This is a genomic window from Reyranella sp., from assembly GCF_965279465.1.
Taxonomy (GTDB): Bacteria; Pseudomonadota; Alphaproteobacteria; order Reyranellales; family Reyranellaceae; genus Reyranella.
In genome coordinates, this window is sequence record NZ_OZ257242.1 from 459482 (window position 1) to 480349 (window position 20868).

The 20868-nt window shown below is 65.8% G+C and carries 22 protein-coding genes; 8 read left to right on the forward strand and 14 right to left on the reverse strand.

Features of this window, described 5'->3' with window-relative positions; all coding sequences use genetic code 11:
* Positions 1 to 18 precede the first annotated feature (18 nt).
* From ACQY8M_RS02245 to ACQY8M_RS02255, 3 genes are all read right to left on the reverse strand, one after another.
* On the reverse strand, positions 19 to 831 hold the full coding sequence (locus ACQY8M_RS02245) for a YihY/virulence factor BrkB family protein (protein ID WP_428668857.1): 813 nt from the start codon (positions 829 to 831) through the stop codon (positions 19 to 21).
* 76 nt (positions 832 to 907) lie between these two features.
* On the reverse strand, positions 908 to 1303 hold the full coding sequence (locus tag ACQY8M_RS02250; RefSeq protein WP_428668858.1) for a hypothetical protein: 396 nt from the start codon (positions 1301 to 1303) through the stop codon (positions 908 to 910).
* A 31-nt stretch (positions 1304 to 1334) separates the two neighbouring features.
* On the reverse strand, positions 1335 to 1766 hold the full coding sequence (locus tag ACQY8M_RS02255; protein ID WP_428668859.1) for a CBS domain-containing protein: 432 nt from the start codon (positions 1764 to 1766) through the stop codon (positions 1335 to 1337).
* A gap of 81 nt (positions 1767 to 1847) precedes the next feature.
* Between ACQY8M_RS02255 and queC the strand changes: the two genes are divergently transcribed.
* Positions 1848 to 2552 carry a 7-cyano-7-deazaguanine synthase QueC gene (gene queC / locus ACQY8M_RS02260; RefSeq protein ID WP_428668860.1) on the forward strand — a complete coding sequence of 235 codons (705 nt, stop codon included), beginning with the start codon at positions 1848 to 1850 and terminating at the stop codon, positions 2550 to 2552.
* 96 nt (positions 2553 to 2648) lie between these two features.
* Here queC and ACQY8M_RS02265 read toward each other — a convergent pair whose 3' ends face one another.
* Positions 2649 to 3170: a DUF4142 domain-containing protein gene (locus tag ACQY8M_RS02265; protein ID WP_428668861.1), complete on the reverse strand. Its 522-nt coding sequence runs from the start codon at positions 3168 to 3170 to the stop codon at positions 2649 to 2651.
* Between the two features lie 88 nt (positions 3171 to 3258).
* Between ACQY8M_RS02265 and ACQY8M_RS02270 the strand changes: the two genes are divergently transcribed.
* The 3 genes from ACQY8M_RS02270 to ACQY8M_RS02280 are packed head-to-tail and all read left to right on the forward strand — an operon-like array spanning position 3259 to position 5167.
* On the forward strand, positions 3259 to 3852 hold the full coding sequence (locus tag ACQY8M_RS02270) for a VUT family protein (protein WP_428668862.1): 594 nt from the start codon (positions 3259 to 3261) through the stop codon (positions 3850 to 3852).
* A gap of 50 nt (positions 3853 to 3902) precedes the next feature.
* Positions 3903 to 4733 carry a universal stress protein gene (locus ACQY8M_RS02275; RefSeq protein WP_428668863.1) on the forward strand — a complete coding sequence of 277 codons (831 nt, stop codon included), beginning with the start codon at positions 3903 to 3905 and terminating at the stop codon, positions 4731 to 4733.
* The gene (locus ACQY8M_RS02280; RefSeq protein ID WP_428668864.1) at positions 4733 to 5167 is read left to right on the forward strand and encodes a nuclear transport factor 2 family protein; all 435 of its coding nucleotides are present in this window, start codon (positions 4733 to 4735) and stop codon (positions 5165 to 5167) included. Before ACQY8M_RS02275 ends, ACQY8M_RS02280 begins: the two co-directional genes overlap by 1 nt.
* Positions 5168 to 5221: 54 nt before the next feature.
* Here ACQY8M_RS02280 and ACQY8M_RS02285 read toward each other — a convergent pair whose 3' ends face one another.
* The 3 genes from ACQY8M_RS02285 to ACQY8M_RS02295 all read right to left on the reverse strand — a co-directional run bounded on the left by ACQY8M_RS02285 (position 5222) and on the right by ACQY8M_RS02295 (position 7858).
* Positions 5222 to 5485, reverse strand: coding sequence for a hypothetical protein (locus tag ACQY8M_RS02285; protein WP_428668865.1), 264 nt, complete (start codon positions 5483 to 5485; stop codon positions 5222 to 5224).
* The gene (locus tag ACQY8M_RS02290; protein WP_428668866.1) at positions 5482 to 6132 is read right to left on the reverse strand and encodes a glutathione S-transferase family protein; all 651 of its coding nucleotides are present in this window, start codon (positions 6130 to 6132) and stop codon (positions 5482 to 5484) included. The genes ACQY8M_RS02285 and ACQY8M_RS02290 overlap by 4 nt, the downstream gene beginning before the upstream one ends.
* A 340-nt stretch (positions 6133 to 6472) precedes the next feature.
* The gene (locus ACQY8M_RS02295; protein WP_428668867.1) at positions 6473 to 7858 is read right to left on the reverse strand and encodes a tetratricopeptide repeat protein; all 1386 of its coding nucleotides are present in this window, start codon (positions 7856 to 7858) and stop codon (positions 6473 to 6475) included.
* A gap of 109 nt (positions 7859 to 7967) precedes the next feature.
* On the opposite strand from ACQY8M_RS02295, the gene ACQY8M_RS02300 reads away from it, so the two are divergent.
* Positions 7968 to 9086 carry an efflux RND transporter periplasmic adaptor subunit gene (locus ACQY8M_RS02300; RefSeq protein WP_428668868.1) on the forward strand — a complete coding sequence of 373 codons (1119 nt, stop codon included), beginning with the start codon at positions 7968 to 7970 and terminating at the stop codon, positions 9084 to 9086.
* Positions 9087 to 9089: 3 nt separating this feature from the next.
* Positions 9090 to 12236 (forward strand): efflux RND transporter permease subunit, encoded by a 3147-nt coding sequence (locus ACQY8M_RS02305; RefSeq protein WP_428668869.1) that lies wholly within the window; start codon positions 9090 to 9092, stop codon positions 12234 to 12236.
* A 26-nt stretch (positions 12237 to 12262) separates the two neighbouring features.
* On the opposite strand, the gene ACQY8M_RS02310 is transcribed toward ACQY8M_RS02305, so the two are convergent.
* Entirely contained in the window at positions 12263 to 12871 is a 609-nt protein-coding gene (locus ACQY8M_RS02310) for a pyridoxamine 5'-phosphate oxidase family protein (RefSeq protein ID WP_428668870.1), read from the reverse strand.
* Between the two features lie 19 nt (positions 12872 to 12890).
* Positions 12891 to 13439 carry a VOC family protein gene (locus ACQY8M_RS02315; protein WP_428668871.1) on the reverse strand — a complete coding sequence of 183 codons (549 nt, stop codon included), beginning with the start codon at positions 13437 to 13439 and terminating at the stop codon, positions 12891 to 12893.
* A 44-nt stretch (positions 13440 to 13483) separates the two neighbouring features.
* Between ACQY8M_RS02315 and ACQY8M_RS02320 the strand changes: the two genes are divergently transcribed.
* Together ACQY8M_RS02320 and ACQY8M_RS02325 are read left to right on the forward strand one after the other, a co-directional pair.
* Positions 13484 to 14758 (forward strand): amidase, encoded by a 1275-nt coding sequence (locus tag ACQY8M_RS02320; protein WP_428668872.1) that lies wholly within the window; start codon positions 13484 to 13486, stop codon positions 14756 to 14758.
* Positions 14755 to 15525: an aspartate dehydrogenase gene (locus ACQY8M_RS02325; protein WP_428668873.1), complete on the forward strand. Its 771-nt coding sequence runs from the start codon at positions 14755 to 14757 to the stop codon at positions 15523 to 15525. Before ACQY8M_RS02320 ends, ACQY8M_RS02325 begins: the two co-directional genes overlap by 4 nt.
* 10 nt (positions 15526 to 15535) lie before the next feature.
* On the opposite strand, the gene ACQY8M_RS02330 is transcribed toward ACQY8M_RS02325, so the two are convergent.
* The 5 genes from ACQY8M_RS02330 to ACQY8M_RS02350 all read right to left on the reverse strand — a co-directional run bounded on the left by ACQY8M_RS02330 (position 15536) and on the right by ACQY8M_RS02350 (position 20857).
* The gene (locus tag ACQY8M_RS02330; RefSeq protein WP_428668874.1) at positions 15536 to 16498 is read right to left on the reverse strand and encodes a Bug family tripartite tricarboxylate transporter substrate binding protein; all 963 of its coding nucleotides are present in this window, start codon (positions 16496 to 16498) and stop codon (positions 15536 to 15538) included.
* A gap of 119 nt (positions 16499 to 16617) precedes the next feature.
* Positions 16618 to 17757, reverse strand: coding sequence for a mandelate racemase/muconate lactonizing enzyme family protein (locus ACQY8M_RS02335; protein ID WP_428668875.1), 1140 nt, complete (start codon positions 17755 to 17757; stop codon positions 16618 to 16620).
* A 127-nt stretch (positions 17758 to 17884) separates the two neighbouring features.
* Positions 17885 to 19024, reverse strand: a complete 1140-nt coding sequence (locus ACQY8M_RS02340; RefSeq protein WP_428668876.1) for a mandelate racemase/muconate lactonizing enzyme family protein — start codon at positions 19022 to 19024, stop codon at positions 17885 to 17887.
* Between the two features lie 12 nt (positions 19025 to 19036).
* Entirely contained in the window at positions 19037 to 20020 is a 984-nt protein-coding gene (locus ACQY8M_RS02345; protein WP_428668877.1) for an acyl-CoA thioester hydrolase/BAAT C-terminal domain-containing protein, read from the reverse strand.
* 39 nt (positions 20021 to 20059) lie between these two features.
* The gene (locus tag ACQY8M_RS02350) at positions 20060 to 20857 is read right to left on the reverse strand and encodes a pentapeptide repeat-containing protein (RefSeq protein ID WP_428668878.1); all 798 of its coding nucleotides are present in this window, start codon (positions 20855 to 20857) and stop codon (positions 20060 to 20062) included.
* Positions 20858 to 20868 lie beyond the last annotated feature (11 nt).

Sequence of the window (20868 nt, forward strand, 5' to 3'; positions counted from 1 at the left end):
GCGGAACGTAGCACACCGTCACGGATTGGCATGACTCCCGTAGCGCTTGGCGTAAGCGCGAGAGAATTCGGCGCCGAGCAGGAAGATCTGCGAGGAGTAGTAGATCCAGACCAGCAGGACGATCAGCGCGCCGGCGGCCCCGTAGGACGAGGCGACATTGGTCTGGCCTATGTAGAAGGCGATCGCATATTTGCCGCCCTCGAACAGGACGGTGGAAGCGAGTGCGCCGATCGCCACGTCGCGCCAGGCGATGTCGGTATCGGGCAGCACCTTGAACATGGCGGCAAACATCCCGCCGATCAGGACGGCCGACATCACAACGTCGACGACGTTGACCACCACCTGCACGTTGGGGAAGACGTACGTCAGGTAGGTCGAAAGGGCCGCGAGCGCAGCACTCGTGGCGAGCGACACGGTGAGCAGGAAGCCGCAGGTGACGACCAGCCCCAGGCTGGCCAGGCGTGCCCGCATCAGCCGCGTCAGGGTGGAGTGTGGCGGCGCCTTGGTCTTCCAGATGGCATTCATCGCCGACTGGACCTCGCCAAATACGCCCGAGGTGGCAAAGATCAGGACCACGATGCCGATGACGGTGGCCAAGGTCCCCTCGCGCGGCTTGCCGGCGCTTTCAATCATGCCTTGCACGGCCACGGCCGTCTGACGGCCCATCATCACGCTCAACTGCTCGACGATCGCACCTTGGGCGGCATCACGGCCGAAGACGAGGCCGGCGATGGCGACTACGACCAGGAGCACTGGGGCGATGGAGAAGAGGGTATAGTAGGAGATCGCGGCGCCGCGGCTCAGCGCCTCGTCGTCAATGAACCCCGTCACGGTATCCTTGAGGAGGAGCCAAGCGGCAGACAGGGCGTTCATGCCTGTCTAACTCGGCAGGCGCCCAGTCGTTCCGCTAATGCAATGGCGCAGGCGCCCCGTCGTTGACGCGCTGCTGACTGCGCTGCGCGGCCGCGGCATCCACCCGGCGGAAGGTCACCACGATATCCGCAGCACGGCGCTCGGCTTCCGCCTGGAAGGCATCGCGCGCCTTCTGGTCGGGCTCGGGGATCGTCATATCCATGAGCCTCACTGTCTGGGTCACGCATGCCTGGGCAACGACGCGCGCGACCTTTCGGGGATCGGAGCTACGGTCGTCGACCTGCGGCGCATTGGCCAGCAGACAGTCGTCACGCTCCCTCCACAGCCGCTCGATCTTCCCCTGAAGCGGCGGATTTTCATAGACAGGACGCCACGTGCACCCGCCGGCAGGCAGGGCGAACAGAACAACGACGGCGACGATTGAACGCATCGCCGGATCGTAAGGACGACGGCCGATGCGATCAACCCGCGACGATGTAGGCCCTCAGCGCCTCGGTCTCGTGCCGGGCCTCTTCCAGCCGGGCCTTGACCACGTCGCCGATCGAAACGAGCCCGAGAAGCTCGCCGCGATGCACCACAGGCACATGACGGAAGCGTCCGGTGGTCATCACTTCCATGACGTGCTCGATGGAATCGTCGGGATGGCAGGTAACGACATCGCGCGTCATGACCTGGCTCGCCTCGAGCTCGAGCGCCGCGGCACCATGGGTGGACATCGCGCTCACGAGGTCCCTCTCCGAAACGATGCCCGCCACCGTATCGGTATCGGTCATGACCAGGACCGATCCGATACGCCGGGTGCCGAGTTGCTGCGCGATCTGCGCGACGGTCGTCGCCATGGTAACCGTGAAAACGAGACCGCCCTTCTGTGATAGAATATCGGAAACGAACATGAGTTCCCCCTTTCCGATGGCAGTACTTGCGAAAGTTCCAACGCTGTGGCGCGGCATTTAGTTGCACGCCATAAGATACCGATGATCGATACGCGTTCGGCACTTGTACTCTTCTCTGGCGGCCAGGACTCTACCACCTGCCTCGCATGGGCGCTGCATCGATTTGAGCATGTCGAGACGATCGCGTTCGACTACCGGCAGCGGCACAGGATCGAGCTGGATCAACGGCTTGTGGTGTTAACCGAAATCCGCCGGAGATTTCCTCAGTGGGCGGCGAAATTGGGCGACGACCATTTCATCGACATGGGGGTGCTCGGCCAGATCAGCGACACGTCGCTCACGCGTGAGACCGCCTTCGAGATCGAGCAGGATGGCCTGCCCAACAGCTTTGTGCCGGGACGCAATCTGCTGTTCTTCACCTTCGCCGCGGCGGTCGCATGGCGGCGCGGGATCCGCCAGCTCGTCGGCGGCATGTGCGAGACCGATTTCTCCGGCTATCCCGATTGCCGCGACAACACGATCAAGTCGCTGCAGGTAACGCTCAACCTCGGCATGGATCGCAGCTTCGTGCTGCAGACGCCGCTGATGTGGCTCGACAAGGCGGAGACCTGGGCACTGGCCGACGAGCTCGGTGGCGCCGCGCTGGTCGATATCCTGCTGCAGCACACCCATACCTGCTATCAGGCCGAGCGCGGGCCGCTGCATGCTTGGGGACACGGCTGCGGCGAATGTCCCGCCTGTGCCCTTCGCAAGCGCGGCTTCGAGATCTGGAAAAGCGCCGGCTGATTGAGTCTTCGCTGGGAGCGCGGCTCTCCAGAGCCGCTCATGGGATAAGGCGGACTTAAGAAAGAGCGGCTCTGGAGAGCCGCGCTCCCAGCAAATTCAGCGCCCGCCGGCCAGCCGGCGCGCAAACTCGAGCTGGCCTTGCATGTTCGGCAACTCGGCCTGGGCGTAGCGGCGCAACGCGCCGTTACGGCCGTTTTGGGAATAGGCGCCGTACTGCGCCTCGGCATCGGTGCAGATTCCGAGCTGGGCGTTGGCATAGGCCGTGTCGAACTGTTCACCGTCGAGACCGTTCAGCCGCTGCAGGATCGCCTGGGTATTGGGCGGGCTGGATGGATCGGGCGCGTAGGAGACGCCGGCCTCGGAGCGTGCCTTGGCGAGGCGCTGGGAGGCGTCGGCGTGCAGGGCCACCGCACGCGACGCGAAGGCGCGCACATTTTCGTTGGCCGACTTGGTGAGCGCCATCCGGCCGGCAGCGATCTCGAAGTCGTTGATCTGCTGGGCATAGCCCACGAACCGGGCGTCGGGCAGCGCATCCACCGCGAAGGCGGGACGCACGCCGAGCACAGGCATGGCGGCAGCGAAACCCAGCACGAAAGCGCGGCGAGCGAGTGACGTCATTGGCAACACCTCTGATGAAATCGCCCGCTTAACGCCGCCAGGTCAGGCGGGTTCCCGGCCAGTGAGGGACCTGTTAGGAGGGCCCGCCATGAAACCCCGTCCCAAGATATCGCTCGGCGCCCGCAAGGCGGAGGGTCTTGCCTACTTCATCGCCTTCATCGCCTGCATCCCAGCGGCAAACTGGATGATCGGGCATATCGGCACGACCTGCGTGCCGTCCGGTCCATGCCTGCTGCCGGTCTTTCCATGGAGCGCGGAAGGTCGACCGTTGATGGCGCCGTCGGGCGTGGCAATGGCCGGCCTCGCCCTGGTGCTGCGCGATCTGGTGCAGCGCCGGCTTGGACGCACCGTGGCGCTGCTGTCGATCGTGGCCGGCGCGGTCCTCTCGGGAGCGGTCGCACCGCACGCGCTCGTGGTGGCGTCCGCGAGTGCTTTCTTCCTGTCGGAACTGGCGGACTTCCTGGTCTACACACCTCTGCAGGCGCGCGGGATGGTGCTCGCCGTGTTCGCCAGCAGCATCGTCGGCCTGGTCGTCGACAGCGTGCTGTTCCTCTATCTGGCTTTCGGCAGCCTCGAATTCCTCACCGGACAGATCGTCGGCAAGAGCTGGATGGTGCTGCTCGCCCTGCCGGTCGTACACTGGATCCGCAAGAGCGAAGGTGTGGGCGCGGTCACCGATTAGAGCTAGAGTGCCGCGGGTTCGCATAAGTGTTTTCGGGGGAGAATTAAAAGATGATGAAGTCGATCCTGGCCGTGTCCGAGGGCGGTCCCGATGCCGCGATGTCGTTCCGGTTGGCAGCTCGCGTAGCAGCGGAATTCGGGAGCGCCGTGGACGCCCTGCATCTCCCGGTTGGACCGGCCGGCGGCATGGTCGGCGGCCTGGCGATGAGCGGCGAGGCGATGCCGCTGATCATGAACCTGGATGACGAACGGCTCGAGGCGCGCGCCGCCGAGAGCGAGCGCGCCTACAAGGAGGTGCTGGCCCTCGTCAAGGGCTCGACCTACACCGCCGCCAAGACCGCGACGCTCGACGCCATGGTGGCGATGGGCCGCTGCTCGGACATCCTGGTGCTCGGCCGGCCCGGCGCAGACCCCGAGAACGTGGCGCCGGCGACCGTCGAAGCCGCGCTCTACGAATGCGCCCGCGCCGTGATGATCGCGCCGCCGGTCGCCAGCACCGGCATGTTCGACTCCATCGTGGTAGCGTGGAACGGTAGCTTCCAGGCCGCCCGCGCCCTCGAATATTCCCTGCCCTTCCTCGAGAAGGCAAGCAAGGTGACCCTGCTGGTCGTCGGCTCCAAGCCCGACGACGTCGGCGCCTCCTATCTGGCCCGCAATCTCGCGCGCGACGGCATCAATGCCACCATCGACGCGATCGATCCCGGCGCCGTATCGGGCCGCGCCCGCGGTCGCGCGCTGCTCGACTACAGTCACGGCAAGGGGGCCGACCTGCTGGTGATGGGCGCCTACGGCCGCGGCCAGGTGCTGAGCTTCCTCGGTCTCGGCGGCGCCACCGGCAAGGTGATCTCGTCCTGCCGCGTGCCGCTCCTGATGGCCCATTGATGCTCCGGGTCCTTCTCGCGGTGCTGGCTGTGGCCATCGCGATGCCGGCGCTTGCCGCCGACATCGAGGCCAACAAGAAGATCGTGGTCGATTTCTACGAGAAGGCGCTCAACCAGAAGGACTTCGAGGCGGCGGCACAGCATTTCGGGCCGCGCTACATCCAGCACAATCCCAATGTGCCGAATGGCCCGGACGGCCTGAAGGCGCTGGTGGCGCTCCTGAAGGAGAAGTTTCCGAACTCCAGGAGCGAGATCAAGCGGGTGATCGCCGAGGGCGATCTCGTGGTGCTGCACGTCCACGCCGTGCGCGAACCCGGACAGCGCGGCACCGCCATCGTCGACATCTTCCGGGTCGAGAACGGCAAGATCGTCGAGCACTGGGATGTCATCCAGCCCGTGCCCGAGAAGTCCGCCAACGAGAACACGATGTTCTAGAGCGCACGCTCCCGTCATGCTCTTCCGGACCGCGAGCTTCCAGCTCGCTCATGCTCATGAGCGAGCTGGAAGCTCGCGGTCCGGAAGAACAGGAGACGCTTGCAGGGTACCCTTCTCGAGTGCCGAGCCGAGCCGGTCGAGACAGTGCTCCCAGGCAGCACGGCGCTCGACGATCCAGCGCTTGGCGCCTTGCAACGCGGTCGGCTCTATCCGGCAGGTCCTGACCCGCCCGACCTTTTGCGACCGCGCCAGGCGCTCGACCATGATGCGCCGCGTCGGATCGGCCAGCGCCTGGAAGGTGAGATCGAGCGGCGTCACCCCGGAAAGAACTTCAGGAAGGGCTCGGCCTCGCTGAAGGCGCGCGCAACCGAGGGCCGCCGGCTCAACCGATCGAAATAGGCCGCGAGGTGCTTGTGCTCGGCAAAGGGCACGAGCTTGTTGGCGAAGAACAGCGGCGGCGCCGCGGCGCAATCGGCGAGCGTGAAGGTCTCGCCGATCGCCCATGTCCGCGCGTGCATCGCCATCTCGCCGTCGACGATGCCGTAGGAGGTTCGCAGCATGGCCTTGGCCATTTCGACGCCATACGGATCCCTTTTGTCCTCCGGCCGGAGCTTGTCACCGACGATGCGCTGCATCGGATCGTGGACGTAGAGATCGTAGAAGCGATCGGCGAGCCGCACGCGCAGGGCTGCCGCGGGCTCGGCGGGAATGAGCGTCGTGCCCCCGGGGTAGTGTTGCTCCAGGTACTCGATGATGATGCTCGATTCGGCGATCGCGCGATCGCCCGTCGAATCGTGCAGTCCCGGCATCTTGCCGACCGGCCAACGCTTGCGGAAAGCCGCCGCCGAGTCAGGATCGCCAAGGTTCACGACCTGCTTCTCGAACGGCGTGCCGTTCTCGTACAGCGCGATCAGGACCTTCTGGCAATAGGAGGAGAGCGGATGGAAATGGAGGGTGAGCGACATGGCCGCTTCAATATTTTAGTAGTTGCTAAAGCGTCAATCACCCCCCTCGTCCCGAGGCGGCACATTCACATGTGCCCTAAGCGCAGCGAGTCGAGGCCCTCCCTCTTGACGTCCGAGGCCGCACCCCCGTCTCCGCGGAAGTTTCCATGTTGCTCGGAGGAGGACGTGGTCATGAACGCCGAAGAGATCCGCTTGCCGTCTCGCCCGCCGCGGGAAGCGCCGCTCCCGCCGTCACCGCAGCCGCCGGCAGAAGAGTGTCAGGCCGCCGACGAGATGCCACCGCTCCCGATCTCGCCGCCGCCGATGCCCTGGCCCCGCGTGTTCCCGAGCCTGTGACCGTTCACGGGCAGGGCCCGGGCCCCTGGCTGACGACGTCGGAGTCGGAGCAGGCGCTGCAGGCATTTCCGTAGTTCAGGCGCGTGCCGTCGCGGCGCACGCCGCAGGTCGGGCGATACTCGCGCGTGCACATCTCCGGCCGCGGATCGGCGCAGACGCCCCCCGCGATCGGCAGCGACTCGTCGGCCAGTTCAGCCTTGCTCATGCGGAAGGAGAACGGCTTCGTCTGGTACTCGCTCAGCGTACCCACGACCCAGATCGGCGCCCCGACCGGCAGCAAGGGCGTGAGCGGACGCGCCATCGACACCACGATGTCGACGGTCTTGCTCGCCTGGTTGCGTTCCGAGATCGCGCCGTCGATGCGGTCGGGCGTCACCACGATGATCTTGATCGGGATCTTGAGCCGCGTGCCGCCCTTCTGCTTGTCGACAACCGCTTTCCACACCCGCTCTGCGGCGGTCCTGTTGGCCTCCGATTCCTCGCGATAGGCCAGGACGGACGCCCATTCGGTAAAGCTCATCGTGCCGGGATCGGTGTCGGCCACTGCCTGCACCGCCGCCTCCGCCGGCGTCATCAGGCGCGAGATCGACTTGGCGAAGAAATCCGGCGGTTGCTTTGCCCCGGAAGCCGCCTTGGTCAGGACGCCGTCCCAGCCTTCCTCGCTGCCGTGGTAACGGACGTAGTGGGCCCGTGCGTACTTGTCGATATTGCCGGCCGCGGTTTCATTGCGCGCCGCACGGGCGATGGCAATGGCGCGCGCGGCATACCAGAAGCCCAGCGCATCGGTGGGCTGGGGCTCGAGCATCGTCACCGAAAGCTGATAGACGTCGGCGAGATTGTCGGGGTCGATTGCGATTGCCTTGAGGAAGCGCTCGCGCGCCTTGTCGTACTGCTTGGCCTGCAGCGCGGCGAAGCCCAGAGTGCCGTCGAACACCGCGACGATCTGCAGCTTCTGGCGCAGGAAGTCGGCATCGGTGAGCGAGGACGGCCGCGGCCATTTCGGCAAGGCCGCCAACCCACGCTCGGCAGCGGCCGCGGCAGGCGCCAGCGCGGCGGCATCGCCTGCGATGGCGCGCGCCCGTCCGACATAGGCCCGGTTGGCAAGCGCGCGCACGTTGTCGGGATTGATCTGCAACAGCCGTGTGCTTATGGCATCGGACTTCTCGGGATTGTTGGCGCTCTGCCACGCTGCCATTGCCTGCTCGAAGGCCTCGATCCTGAGCGGGCTGCCGGGATACCAGGCGATGAAGACCTCGAGCGCTTCCGCGCGCTTGACCGGATCCTTGAGCGCCAGCGCGTTGGCATAAGATGTTTCCTGCACCCCGGGTGCCGTCTGGGCGCTTGCGTGACCCGCGCCACAGCCCAGCGCGAACGCCAAAAGAATTGCCATCCATTGCTTCATGGTCATTGCAGCCTCTGCTGCGATGCAACGTGACGATTTTGGCAAAATAGGGCACTCTGTTGATGAGACGGGAAAGCCGGGGCAGACGGGAGCGACGATGAGCAGCATACGGCTTTTGGCGACGATTGCGCTCGCTTGCGCGGGATTTAGTGGCGCAGCGTCAGCCCAGCAAGGCTTGCCGCCGCCTGCCGTTCTCGTCCAGCCCGCCGAGCTGAAGTCGCTGTCCGCGCTGTCGGAATTCATCGGCCGCGCGGCCGCTGTCGACAAGGTCGAGCTGCAGGGGCGCGTGAAGGGCTTTCTCGGTCCGCGCAAATTCACTGACGGGGACGAGGTGAAGGAAGGCCAGCTCCTGTTCACCATCGAGCCGGAGCCCTATCAGGCGACCGTTGAGCAGAAAGCTGCGGCGCGCGATGCGGCCAAGGCCGCGCTCGAGAACGCCAACATTGCGCTGAAGCGTGCCGCCGACCTGCTGCGCACCAATACCGGCACGCAAGCGACTTACGACCAGCGCCTCAGCGAGCAGCTCCAGGCCAAGGCGCAGGTCGAAAGCGCAGAGGCCGCACTTCGCGAAGCCGAGATCCAGCTGTCTTATACCGAGATCAAGTCGCCGATCACCGGCCGGATCGGGCGGGCAACCGTTTCGCCCGGCAACATCGTAGGGCCCGACTCGGGAGTGCTGGCAACCGTCGTCAGCGAAAATCCAATGTATGTCCTGTTTCCGGTCACGCAGCGTGAGCTGATGGAGGCCCGCAAGGAGGGCGCCACCGACCCGAACGCGCCGCTGCTGGTGCAGCTGCGGCTGGCGGACGGCACCCTCTACAAGGAAAAGGGCAAGATCAACTTCATCGACGTCACGGTAGATGCCAAGACCGACGGTCAGCTCGTGCGCGCGGTCTTCCCGAACAAGGATCGCGTGCTGACCGACGGCCAGACCCTTCGTGTGGTGATCGAGAATTCAAGCCCGCCGTCCGTGGTTGCCGTGCCGCAGGGGGCGATCGCGATCGACCAGGCCGGTGCCTACCTCTTCGTCGTCAACGACAAGAACCAGGCCGAGCAGCGCCGGGTGAAGACCGGCGTGGCCCGCGACGGCCTGCAGGCGGTCGAAGGGTTGAAGGCGGGCGAGAAGGTCATCATCCAGGGTCAACAGAGGGTTCGGCCCGGCATGACCGTCAATCCCACGATGGCGCCCGCGACGTCCGCCCCGCAGAAGGGCTGAACCATGACCATTTCTTCGGTCTTCATCCGCCGCCCCCGGCTGGCGTTCGTTATCTCCACGGTCATTTCCATCGCTGGCCTGATCGCCATGACGGTCCTGCCGGTCGCCCAGTTCCCCGACATCGTCCCGCCCCAGGTCCGCGTCACCGCGACCTATCCCGGCGCCTCGGCCCAGGCGGTCGAGGAGAGCGTGGCGCAGGTGATCGAAGCGCAGGTCAATGGCGTCGAGCGCATGCTCTACATGAAGTCGACCTCGGGCGGGGATGGCAGCTACAGCCTGACCGTCAGCTTCGAGGTCGGCTCCGATCCCGACATCAACACCGTAAACGTCAACAACCGAGTCAATCAGGCGGTCGCCCTGCTGCCGCCCGAAGTGCAGCGCATCGGCGTCACCACGCGGAAACAGTCTTCGGCGATGCTGCAAGTGATCGCGATCTTCTCGCCCAAGGGCAGCCGCGACGCACTGTTCCTGTCCAACTTCGCCACCATCAACCTGCTCGACGCGGTGAAGCGCCTGCCGGGCGTCGGCGATGCGGTCCTGTTTGGCCCCCTAGATTACTCGATGCGGCTCTGGCTCAAGCTCGACCGCATGTCGAGCCTCGATATCACGACGAAGGACGTCGTGAACGCGGTGCAGTCGCAGAACGTGCAGGCCGCCGTCGGCCTGGTCGGGGCGGCACCGTTGCTGGACGACGTCGCGCTGCAGCTCAACATCACGACCCAGGGCCGCCTCACCACCGTCGAGGAGTTCGAGGACATCGTAGTACGCGCCGCTCCCGACGGCGCGCTGGTGCGCATCAAGGACATCGCCTCGGTCGAGCTCGGCTCAAAGAGCAGCGATTCGGCGGCACGCTACAACGGGCGGCCCGCCACAGGCATCCAAATCTACCAGCTTCCTGGCGCCAACGCATTGGCGACGGCGCAGGGGGTGAGGCAGAAGCTCGATGAGCTGAAGCCCCGCTTTCCCGACGATGTCGCCTACGACATCATGTACGACACCACGGTGTTCGTCGCCGCCACCATCGAGAGCGTCAAGCACACGCTGATCGAGGCCTTCGTCCTCGTCGCCATCGTGGTCTTCATCTTCCTGGGCAACCTGCGCGCCACCCTGATTCCGATCATCGCCGTGCCGGTCGCGCTGGTCGGCACCTTCGCCGTCATGCTGGCGCTCGGCTTCTCGGCCAATACCGTGTCGCTGCTGGCGCTGGTGCTGGCGATCGGCATCGTGGTCGACGACGCCATCGTCGTGGTCGAGGCGGTCGAGCATATCCTCGAGCACGAGCCGCACCTCACCCCGGCCGAGGCGACCGAGAAGGCGATGACCCAGGTCACCGGCCCGATCATCGCCATCACCCTGGTGCTGCTCTCAGTCTTCGTACCGACAGCCTTCATCCCCGGCATCACCGGCCAGCTCTACAAGCAGTTCGCCGTCGCGGTGTCGGTTGCCATGGTGATCTCGGCGATCAACGCGCTGTCGCTCTCGCCGGCACTCTGTTCGCTGCTCCTGCGCCATCGCGGCAAGCCCAGGGGCGTCATGGCCTGGCTCCAGAACGGCATCGACGGGACGCGCGATGGCTACATGAAGCTCGTCACGCCGCTGGCCCGGCGCGGCTTCATCGCCGTGGTGCTGGTCGCCGGTTTCATTCTCGGCGCGGGCGGCCTGAATACCATCGTGCCCTCCGGCTTCCTGCCCGACGAGGACCAGGGGGCCTTCATGGCCGAGGTCCAGCTGCCCGACGCAGCCTCGACCAACCGCACGCTCGCGGCGTTGCAGCAGGTCGAGGGCACGTTCGAAGGCAAACCCTGGCTGCAGAACCTGTTGACCGTCTCGGGCTACAGCATCCTCGACGGACTCAATCTACCTAACCGCGCGCTGGTGGTGGCGGCGCTGAAGCCATTCGACGAGCGCAAGAAGGAATCGCTCAGCGTTTTCGCGGCGTTGAAGGAAATGAACATCGCCTTCACCCAGATCTCGGCGGCCAATGTCTTCGCCTTCAACCTGCCGCCGATCATGGGCCTGGGCAACGCCTCGGGCTTCGAGTTCGTGGTGCAGAGCCTGGCCGGCGCCTCGCCGGCCGACCTGGCGGCAGTGTCGCGCGGGCTGATGTCCGCGGCCCAGCTGGAGCCGAAGCTGCAGAACGTGTTCACGACCTACAGCGCCGCCACGCCGCAGATCTTCCTGAAGCTCGATCGCGAGCGCGCCCAGGCACTCGGCATCTCGATCAGCGACATTTTCTCCACCCTGCAAACGGCCATGGGCGGCACCTACGCCAACGACTTCAATATGTTCGGCCGCACCTGGCAGGTGAAGATCCAGGCACAGGCCGAGGATCGCAAGGCCATGACCGATATTTTCCGCGTGCGCCTGCGCACCGCTGGCGGCGATCTCGTCCCCCTGCAGGCGGTGGGCGACGTCGAGCTGATCACCGCGCCCTCCTCGATCATCCGCTACAACAATCTCCGCTCCGTCGTGCTGAACGGCAGCCCGGCGCCCGGCTTCTCATCCGGCGAGGCGATCGCGGCCATGGAAACGCTGGCCAAGAACACGCTGCCCGGCGGCTACGGCTTCGAATGGACCGGCACTGCGCTGCAGGAGAAGGCGGCGGCCGGCCAGACCGGCTTCATCCTCGCCCTCGCGGTGGTCTTCGCCTACCTCTTCCTGGTCGGCCTCTACGAGAGCACGACCATCCCGGTCGCCGCGCTGCTGTCGGTCTCGGTCGGCCTATTCGGTGCCGTCGCGGCCCTGTTCATCAGCGGCCTCGCCAACAACATCTATGCCCAGATCGGCATCGTCGTGCTGATCGCACTGGCCGCCAAGAACGCCATCCTGATCATCGAGTTCGCGATGGCCGAGCGCGCGGGCGGCCGTGACATCGTCACCGCCGCGACCACGGCGGCCAATCTCCGCTTCCGCGCCGTGATGATGACGTCGTTCGCCTTCATCCTCGGCCTCGTGCCGCTGGTGATCGCCTCGGGCGCCGGCGCCGCCACCCAGCGCGCCGTCGGCACCGCGGTATTCGGCGGCATGATCGCCGCCTCGTTCCTCGGCATCTTCGTGATCCCCGGCCTCTACGTCTCGTTCCAGACGATGCGTGAAAAGGTGAAGGGAGCGCCGAAGGTCAAGCCGGCGGCCGAGCCGACCGTCCACTGACGGCAACTGCACAGTGCGCGTTGCACCTACTCGCCAGTCGGTGTCGGCTGCCTCGGATGAACGTAGTCCTTGAAGTCGTCGAAGCCTTTCCAGGCCGGCTCCGGCGGAGCGTGTCCCGGACGCGGCGCATATATCGAAGGCTCGGCGCTTTCGGGAGTCGTGATGTAGCGCGGGCAGTTGGGGAAGATCGCGCGCACCGCCACACGCACCAGGAGCTGCGCGCCGGCAAAGCGCCACATCAGCGGATCGTCGCGGTTGACGGTTGCCGTGCCGTTGACCCGGAGGCGTCGCGGCTTGGCGCCCATGTCGATGAACAGCAGGCCGACCTCGGGATTGACCAGCACATTGCCGAGGCTTTTGAACATGCCGTTGCCGTCGTAGTCGGGGAACGCCAGCTCCGAGGCGCCGACCACCCGCACGAACCCCGGCACACCGCCCTTGAAGGAGCAATCGGCACGGCCGCGATCGTCGGCCGTGGCCAGGAAGAAGAACGGCAGACCTCCGATAAAGGTCCGATCCGACTCGGTGAAGGCGGTGCGCGTCAGCTTCTCTTCCAGCCGGTCGGCGATACGCCGGCTCTCGAACTGGTCCTGCAGACGGCGGTTGCCGTCATGGAACATGATGCTGTCGGACATCGCTCCCCCTCCCGGGTGTTTATCGATCTGTTCCCGCCTCCAGGCGTGCACGCAATGCCTGGTCGAAGAGCGTCGTGTCCTGACCCGGCGGCGCCGTGCGCACCGCCTCCTCCAGGGTCGCCGTCTGACGCCATTCGCCGGACGGACGCGAGCGGCCGTCGGAGCCGATCTGGTCGACGCCCCAATAGAGCTCGAGATGATGGCCGTCGGGATCGAGGAACTCGACCGCGACCTGGCAGCCGGCGCGGCGGCGGCCTTCATAGGTAATCTTGGCGCCCTCCGCCTTCAGGTGATCGCGGGCGCGAAACACCTCGTCGAGGGTGGCCAGCTCGAAGGCGAGATGGTGCAGGCTCTTGCCGTTGGCGTCGCCCTTGTCACCGACCAGCGCCAAGCAATGGTGATCGCCATTGCAGCGCAGGAACACCATGCCGCCCGGCATCATCGAGCCGGGATAGACGTCGGATATCTGGAAGCCGAGCACGCCGGTATAGAACTGCTTCGATCGCTCGAGGTCCGAAACGAAGATCACGGCGTGCCCGATTTTCCGGACGGCGAAGGGGATGCTCATGGGTTAGCATCATGCCGCCAATCCAGAGCAAGGGGGAAGACGGCATGGCGAAATCGCCCAACACATTATCGGCTGCCGATGCCGTCCAGCGGATGGCCGACAAGCGGCTGAAGGCACGCGACCTGGTCGAGGCCTGCCTCGACCGTATCGAAGCGCGCGAGGGCCAGGTCCATGCCTGGGAGGCGCTCGACGCCGACGGCGCGCGCAAGCGGGCCGACATGCTCGACAAGCGGGCAAAACCGGTCGGGCCGCTGCACGGCATTCCCCTGGCCGTGAAGGACATCATCGACACCAGGGCGATGACCACCGAATGCGGCTCGCCGATCTATCGCGGGCGCAAGGCGAAGAAGGATGCCGCCTGCGTGGCCCAGCTGGTGCAGGCCGGCGCCATCGTCCTCGGCAAGTCGGTGACCACCGAGTTCGCCGGCGCCCATGCCGGCAAGACACACAATCCGCACAACCTGCGTCACACGCCCGGCGGCTCGTCCTCGGGCTCCGCCGCCGCGGTCGCCGATTTCATGGCGCCGATCGGCTACGGCACGCAGACCTCGGGCTCGGTGATCCGGCCGGGCGCCTTCAACGGCATCGTCGCCTACAAGGGGACCTACGGCTGGGCCGATCTCACCGGCGTGAAGACCTATGCGAAGAGCCTCGACACGTTGGGCTTCTTCGCGCGCGAAGCCAACGACCTCGCCCTGATCCGCGCCGCCTACGGTCACGCACCGGCCGATCCGCCGGCGCAAGCGCCGCGCATCGGCTTCTGCCGCACCCGCTGGTGGGATCAGGCCGAGCGCTACAATCAGAAGAACATGGAGGCCGCCGTGAAGATGCTGCGCGCGGCCGGCGCCAAGGTGAGCACTTGGGAGATGCCCGAGAGCTGGGACGCGCTGATCACCGCGCACAACCGGGTCATGACCAAGGAGGCGACGTTCCACTACGGGCCGGAGCGCAAGCGCTTCCCGCATCTGCTGTCGCCCAGCCTGGCCCAGTCGCTGGAGTTCGGCGACACCGTGACACCCGCGCAGCTTGCTGATGCGAAGAAGCGCAAGGAGCGCGCGCTCGCCGATCTCGCCAAGGCGTGGGAACGCTTCGACATCCTGCTGGTGCCCACTGCACGCGGCGAAGCGCCGGCCGGTCTCGGCTACACCGGCGATCCGATCTTCAACCGCTACTGGACCCTGCTCGGCTCGCCCTGCGTCGCCCTGCCGGTCGGCACGGGACCGTTCGGCCTGCCGTTGTCGGTGCAACTCGTCGGCCCGCATGACGACGACGATCAGCTCGTTTCCTGGGCGCGCTGGGTCGAGCAGCGGCTGTCGTGAGACTGGGCCTGATCGGCTACGGCGCCATCGGCAAGCATGTCGAGGCGGCGGGCCTGGAGAACATCGAGCTGGTGTCGGTGCTGGTGAAACGGCCGCGCTCCGACGGCAAGCTGACCCACGAGCCCGAGCGCTTCTTCGCCCATCGCTTCGATGCCGTCGCCGAATGCGCCGGCCACGAGGCGGTGCGCACGCACGGCCAGCGGGTGCTGGAGCGCGGCGCTGATTTTCTTGTCACCTCGGTCGGCGCCTTCACCGACACCGCCCTGTTCGATCGGTTGCTCGCCGCTGCCAAGGCGAATGGCCGGCGCGTGATCCTGCCGTCCGCCGGCATCGGGGCGCTCGATATCCTGAGCAGCGCCGCGGTCGGCGGTCTCGACAGCGTCACCGTTACGGTCCGCAAGGATCCTTCGGCGTGGAAAGGCACGGTCGCCGAGACGCTGTTCGATCTCGACACACTCACGGAGCCGAGAATTGTGTTCGACGGTCCGGTGCGCGAGGGCGCGCGGCTTTATCCGCAGAACGTCAACATCTCCGCCGCCGCGGCCATCGCGGGCCTCGGCCTCGACCGGACGCGCGTGGTGATCGTCGCCGATCCCACGATCACCACGCACATCGTCGAGCTCGAAGCGAAGGGCGCCTTCGGCCGCTTCACCTTCATGGAGGACGTTGCGGTCAGCGAGGAGAACCGCAAGACCGGCAAGCTGGTCGCCATGGCAATGGTGAAATCGGTCCGCCAGCTTGCCTCGACACTCGTGGTCGCCGCCTGACGCCGTCGCTTCAATTCTCCGGCTTGATGTTGAAGTCGCGGATCAGCTTGCCCCACTTCAGGCGGTCGGCGGCGATCTCCTTGTCGAACGCCTCCTTGGTGCCGACCACGATCTGCAGGCCGTTGTCCGCGAACTTCTGCTTCAGCTCCGGCGACGAGACGGCCTTGACCAGCTCCTCGTTCCAGCGCTTGACCAGCTCGGGCGACATGCCGGCCGGGCCGACCAGGCCGAACCAGTTGTGGATGACGAAATCCTTCAGGCCGGTCTTGGAGATCACCGGCACCTCGGGGAGCAACGGCGAGGCGGAGTCGGCGCCATAGCCGATGGCGCGCAGGCCTCCGCCGCGGATCTGGCCCATGAATTCCGGCATGTTGCCCCACATCAGGTCGACCCGGCCGCCGGTCATGTCGACGATGGCCGGCGCGCCGCCGCGATAGGGGACCTGCGTGAGCTTGGTGCCGGTCAGCGCCATGAACAGCGCACAGGAAAGCTGCTGGCTCGAGCCCGACCCGACAGTGGCGCAGGTCACCTTCTCCGGGTTCGCCTTTGCCGCTTTCTCGACGTCCTGCCAGCTCTGATAGGGCGTGTCGCGGCCGACCACGAGGATGTTGTAGACGCTGGCGACGTTGCCGATCGTCGTCAGGTCCTTGTCGACGTCGATGCTGGTCTTCACCATCTGCGGCAGCACCGTCATCATCGCCATCGAAGCGAGCAGGATGGTGTGGCCGTCCGGCGGCGCCTTGGCCGTTTCGGCCGCGGCGATCATGCCCGAGGCGCCCGCCTTGTTGTCGACCACGACGGACTTGCCAAGCTGCTTGGAGAACTGCTCGGCGAGCAGGCGGCCGATGATGTCGGACGTGCCGCCTGCCGGAAACCCGTTGATGAAGCGCACCTCCTTCGACGGGAAGCCTTGCGCGTGGACAGTGCCCGAGAACACCGCTGCGAGAACGCAGATGAACGCTAATCTTTTCATGCCTCGATTTCCTCCATGTCGTTGCTGGGAGCGCGGCTCTCCAGAGCCGCTCTTTCTTCGGCTTGCCACATCCCAAGAGCGGCTCTGAAGAGCCGCGCTCGCAGCGCTGCGGGAAGTCGTCAAACGTAGCCCGGCCCCTCGATGACCGGATGGGCCTCGAGGAACTTCTCGTCGATCTCAACGCCGATGCCGGGCTTGTCGAGCGGCCGCACGCAGCCGTCCTTGCTGATCCTCCACGGCTCGCTGCCGAGGTCGTCGCGGAACTTGTTGGCGACCGAGAGGTCGGCTTCGAAGTAGCCGCCGTTGTCGATCGCCGCGAGGAAATGAATCGAGACCGCCTGGTTGAGACCGGTCATCGACGAATGCGGATGGATCGGCAGCTTCCACATCGACGCTGCCGCCGCGATGCGCTGCACCTCGGTGATGCCGCCGCTCTTGCTGAGGTCGGGCTGCAAGATGGTGATGTTGCCGTCCTCGATCACGCGATGGAATTCGAAGCGCGTGTAGTGGTTCTCGCCCGCCGCGAGCGGCGTCCGGCCGAAGCCCTTGGCCATCGCGTAGGAGCGATGGTCGTGCGCGGGGAACGGCTCCTCGAGCCAGGCGATGTTCAGCTCGTCCATCGCCGGCATTACCTGGCGTGCGTCGGCCACGGAGTAGCCGGTGTTGGCGTCGGTCAGGATCGCGATATCGTCGCCGAAGCGGCGGCGCACCGCGGTCATGCGGGCGATGTCGGCCTTCACGCTGTCCCCGACCCGGAGCTTCAGTGCCCTGTAGCCGGCCTCGACCATTGGCACGGCTTCAGCCGCAAGAGCATCCGGCGGCTGGTAGCCGAGCGAGATGCCGCCGGCATAGGCCGGCACCGGCCTGTTCGTGCCGCCCAGCAGCTTGTAGAGCGGCCAGCCGGTCGCCTTGCCCTTGATGTCCCACAGCGCCTGGTCGAGTCCGCTCATCGCCATCGCGGTGGCAGCGCCCGCGCCATGGCTGCCGAGCTGCATCTTGTAGATCTTCGCCCAGATGCCCGTCGTGTCGGTCGCATCCATGCCAAGCACCAGCCCACGCAGGGTGGTGTTCACGAGATGCCCGATCGTACCCGGCGCGCGGGCGTGATGGCTCTCGCCCCAGCCGACGATGCCGTCCTCCGTCGTCACCTTGACCAGCACGCAGTCGCGTTTGGTCATGGTGCCGATGCCGAGCGAGACCTGGTTCTCCTTCGGGACACGGAACGAGGTCGGGAAGGCTTTGATGTCGACGATTTTCATTCCATACCCTTCGTCAGTCCGAGCAACGTTGTCATCCTGAGCGCAGCGAAGGATCTCGCGGAACGATCAGACGAAGTCGGTGTATCTGGCGCTAGGTCCTTCGCTTCGCTCAGGACGACAGAGGAAGTTATCCCACCTTGTACTTCTTCAGCACCTCGCGATCGATCTCGATGCCGAGTCCCGGTCCGGTCGGGACCTTGACGATACCCTTCTTCTGCTCGATCGGCTCCTGGGCGAGGTGATCGCGCAGCGGGTTCGGCGTCTGCTCGAACTCGAGCATCGGCGGCATCGGGCGGAAGGCCGGCGGCTGGTCGGGAAGTGCCGCAAGGAACTGCACCGTTGCGGCGAGTCCGATCGCCGAGCCCCAGGCATGCGGCACGCACTCGACACCGAACGCCGAGGCGAGCGTCGCGATCTTGCGGCATTCGGAGAAGCCACCGGCGGCGCAGAGATCGGGCTGCACGATGTCCATCGCCTTCTTGGCGATCACGTCGCGGAAGCCCCAGCGGGTGAAATCGTTCTCGCCACCGGCCACCGCCATATCCAATGCCCGCGTCACCTCGATATAGCCGTCGTGATCTTCCGGACTGATCGGCTCCTCGAACCACAGGAGGTCGTGCTCCTCCAGCATGCGGCCGAGCTTGATCGCATTGGGCACCGAGAAGCAGTGGTTGGCATCGACCGCGAGCTTGATGTCCGGCCCGATCGCCTCACGCACCGCCGCGACCCTTCGGGCATCGAGCTTCAGGTCGCCGAGACCGATCTTCATCTTGATGGCGCGGAAGCCGTCGTTCTTGAACTCGAGCGCCTCCTCGACCGCTTCCTCCACGAGCCGGTTCATGTCGATGAAATAGAGCCCGGTTGCGTAGGGAATCACCTCGCTGCGGTAGGCGCCGCCGATCAGCTTGTGCACCGGCTTGTTCACCGCGCGGCCCATGATGTCCCATAGCGCGATGTCGATGCCGGAGATGGCGGAGATCGCCATGCCGGTCGTGCCGTAGTCCTTGATCCTGTTGTAGAGGTCCTCCCAGATCGCCTCGACGTCGAACGGATCCTTGCCGACCACGCGCGCCTTGAACTGGGTCTCGACGAAGGCTTTGGCGACGGCTGCGGGGCCATAGCATTCGCCCCAGCCGGTGATGCCCTCGTCGGTCGAGATCTCGACGAGGCAGGTCGAGCGCGTGCCGTAGACCCAGCCACGCGCCGAGACGAATGGTTTGTCGACCTTGCATTGCAGGATGTGGGTAGTGACGTCTGTGATCTTCATGGTCCGTTTATCTCAGTTAGGATGACGCGGCGCGAGGTCGCCGCTTTGCTGTGCGAAGTCGCAGGAGCCATCGCGCCATTCTCCGCCACGCGACCCAATCAGCGGTCGAATGACGTCCCAAGCCTCCTGGCCAAGCTGCCGGTCCGCCTGGTCGGTGCCGCCATGCACGTTCATCGCGGATCGCGGGGTCGTCTCTCCGGGCATCAGCACCCGGTGACCCGCTTGGCGGTTGGTCAGCAGGAAGTGCTGCTTGCCGGCCTTGGCCAGGCGCTCCGCCATCTCGGCGGCAAATCGTTCGGACGGCCATAGCTGATCGTCGCCGCCCGCCACCAGAATGTAGGTTGCCCTCGCTCGTTCAACCGGGATGATCGCCGCCGGAATGGCGTCGACATATTTTTCCAAGCTTCGGTCGTGATAGTCGCGATAGGGCATCCGCCCATCCTGCGGCTCCGGGAACCGAGACACATCGTACGGCACGAACGGCAGCGGCCGGCCTTCGAGCGTCCAGGACGACCGCAGCGGCAAGCCGAGGCCGTCCCTACCCGGACCACTGTTCGCCCACACCACCGATGTCGGACTGACCGCCACGACCACGTCGATGCGATGATCCTGTATCCCGAGCAACGCAGCGGCCTCCGCGCCCTTCGATGTGCCGACATAAAGAATCGTCCGGCAGCCGGCCTGCACCAGCCTGTCCGTGGCCGGCGTAAAGCTCTCCAGCGGCACTTCGCAAATCCCCGGCACCTGGCCTTCCCCGCCGAACCAGCGAAGTGCCAGCACGAGGGCGCCCGCGTCGGCGAACAGTCGCGCGCGGTTGATGTCGACCCGGCCGCTGGAGCCGCCCAGCACGACAACCCCGGTTCCCGATGGCCGGTCAGGAAGCAGCATCGTTCCCTGCAGGTCACCCGTGAGCGAAACCTCGCCGACCATGACTCGCGGCACGATTACTTCAGCACGAACTGCGTGCGCACGAACTCGGCCGCGGCCGATATCCATTTCTTCATTGTTCCGTCCCAGCGACCATCGGGCTTGGCATCAGTCGAGGTGAGCATGCACGTCGACGCCGAGTTGCCGGAGGATCTCCGACTGCTCGCTGTCGCTGATCATGACACCCGCATAGTTGGAGAGCACGGCCAGGTTCAGCCCGGACAGCTCGGAACCACGAAGATCTGCCTTGCCCAGCTTCGCCCGTTCCCACTCGACGCGATCGAGGGCACACGACCGCAGCGTCGCCTCGCTCAGGTCGGCGTCGATGAGGGAGGCCTCGGACAGCTTGCAGGACCGGAACGTACAGTGCTGTAGGTAGAGGCCGGACAGGTCGGCGAAGTTGAGGTTGCAGCCGTCGAACGACCCCTTGGTCAGCGCCGCCCGGCGGGACAGTGTCTTGGTGAAACTCGATTGCCGGAACTGCGCGCCGCGAAAGCTCGACTCTCCGGCGCTGAAGCCATAGAGATCGCAGCGTTCGAAGGTGGCGGTCGCGAGATTGCACTTGATGATCTCGGCGCCTTGGAGATCGCAGAAGGCGAAGGTGCAGCCCTTCCGCGTGGCCGCATCGAACAGGGAACATCGTTCAAGCCGCGCCGTGGTGAACTTGCAGCTGGCAAATCGCATCGCCTCGAACGTGCACTCGCGGAATGCGCCGTTCGAGAAATCCGCGCCGCGGACCGTCGCGCGCTGGAACAGGCATCGGTCGAAGTGGCTGTCGGCGAGATCGGCGTCGTCCAGGGTCAGATCGGCGGAAAACAGCACGCCTTCGAATCGGCGTCCGCCGGCTGCAGTCGCCTGAATCTCCTGTTGAGAGATCGGGCGGTAGCTCGGTGCGTCAGCGGCCATGCGGGTCGCGC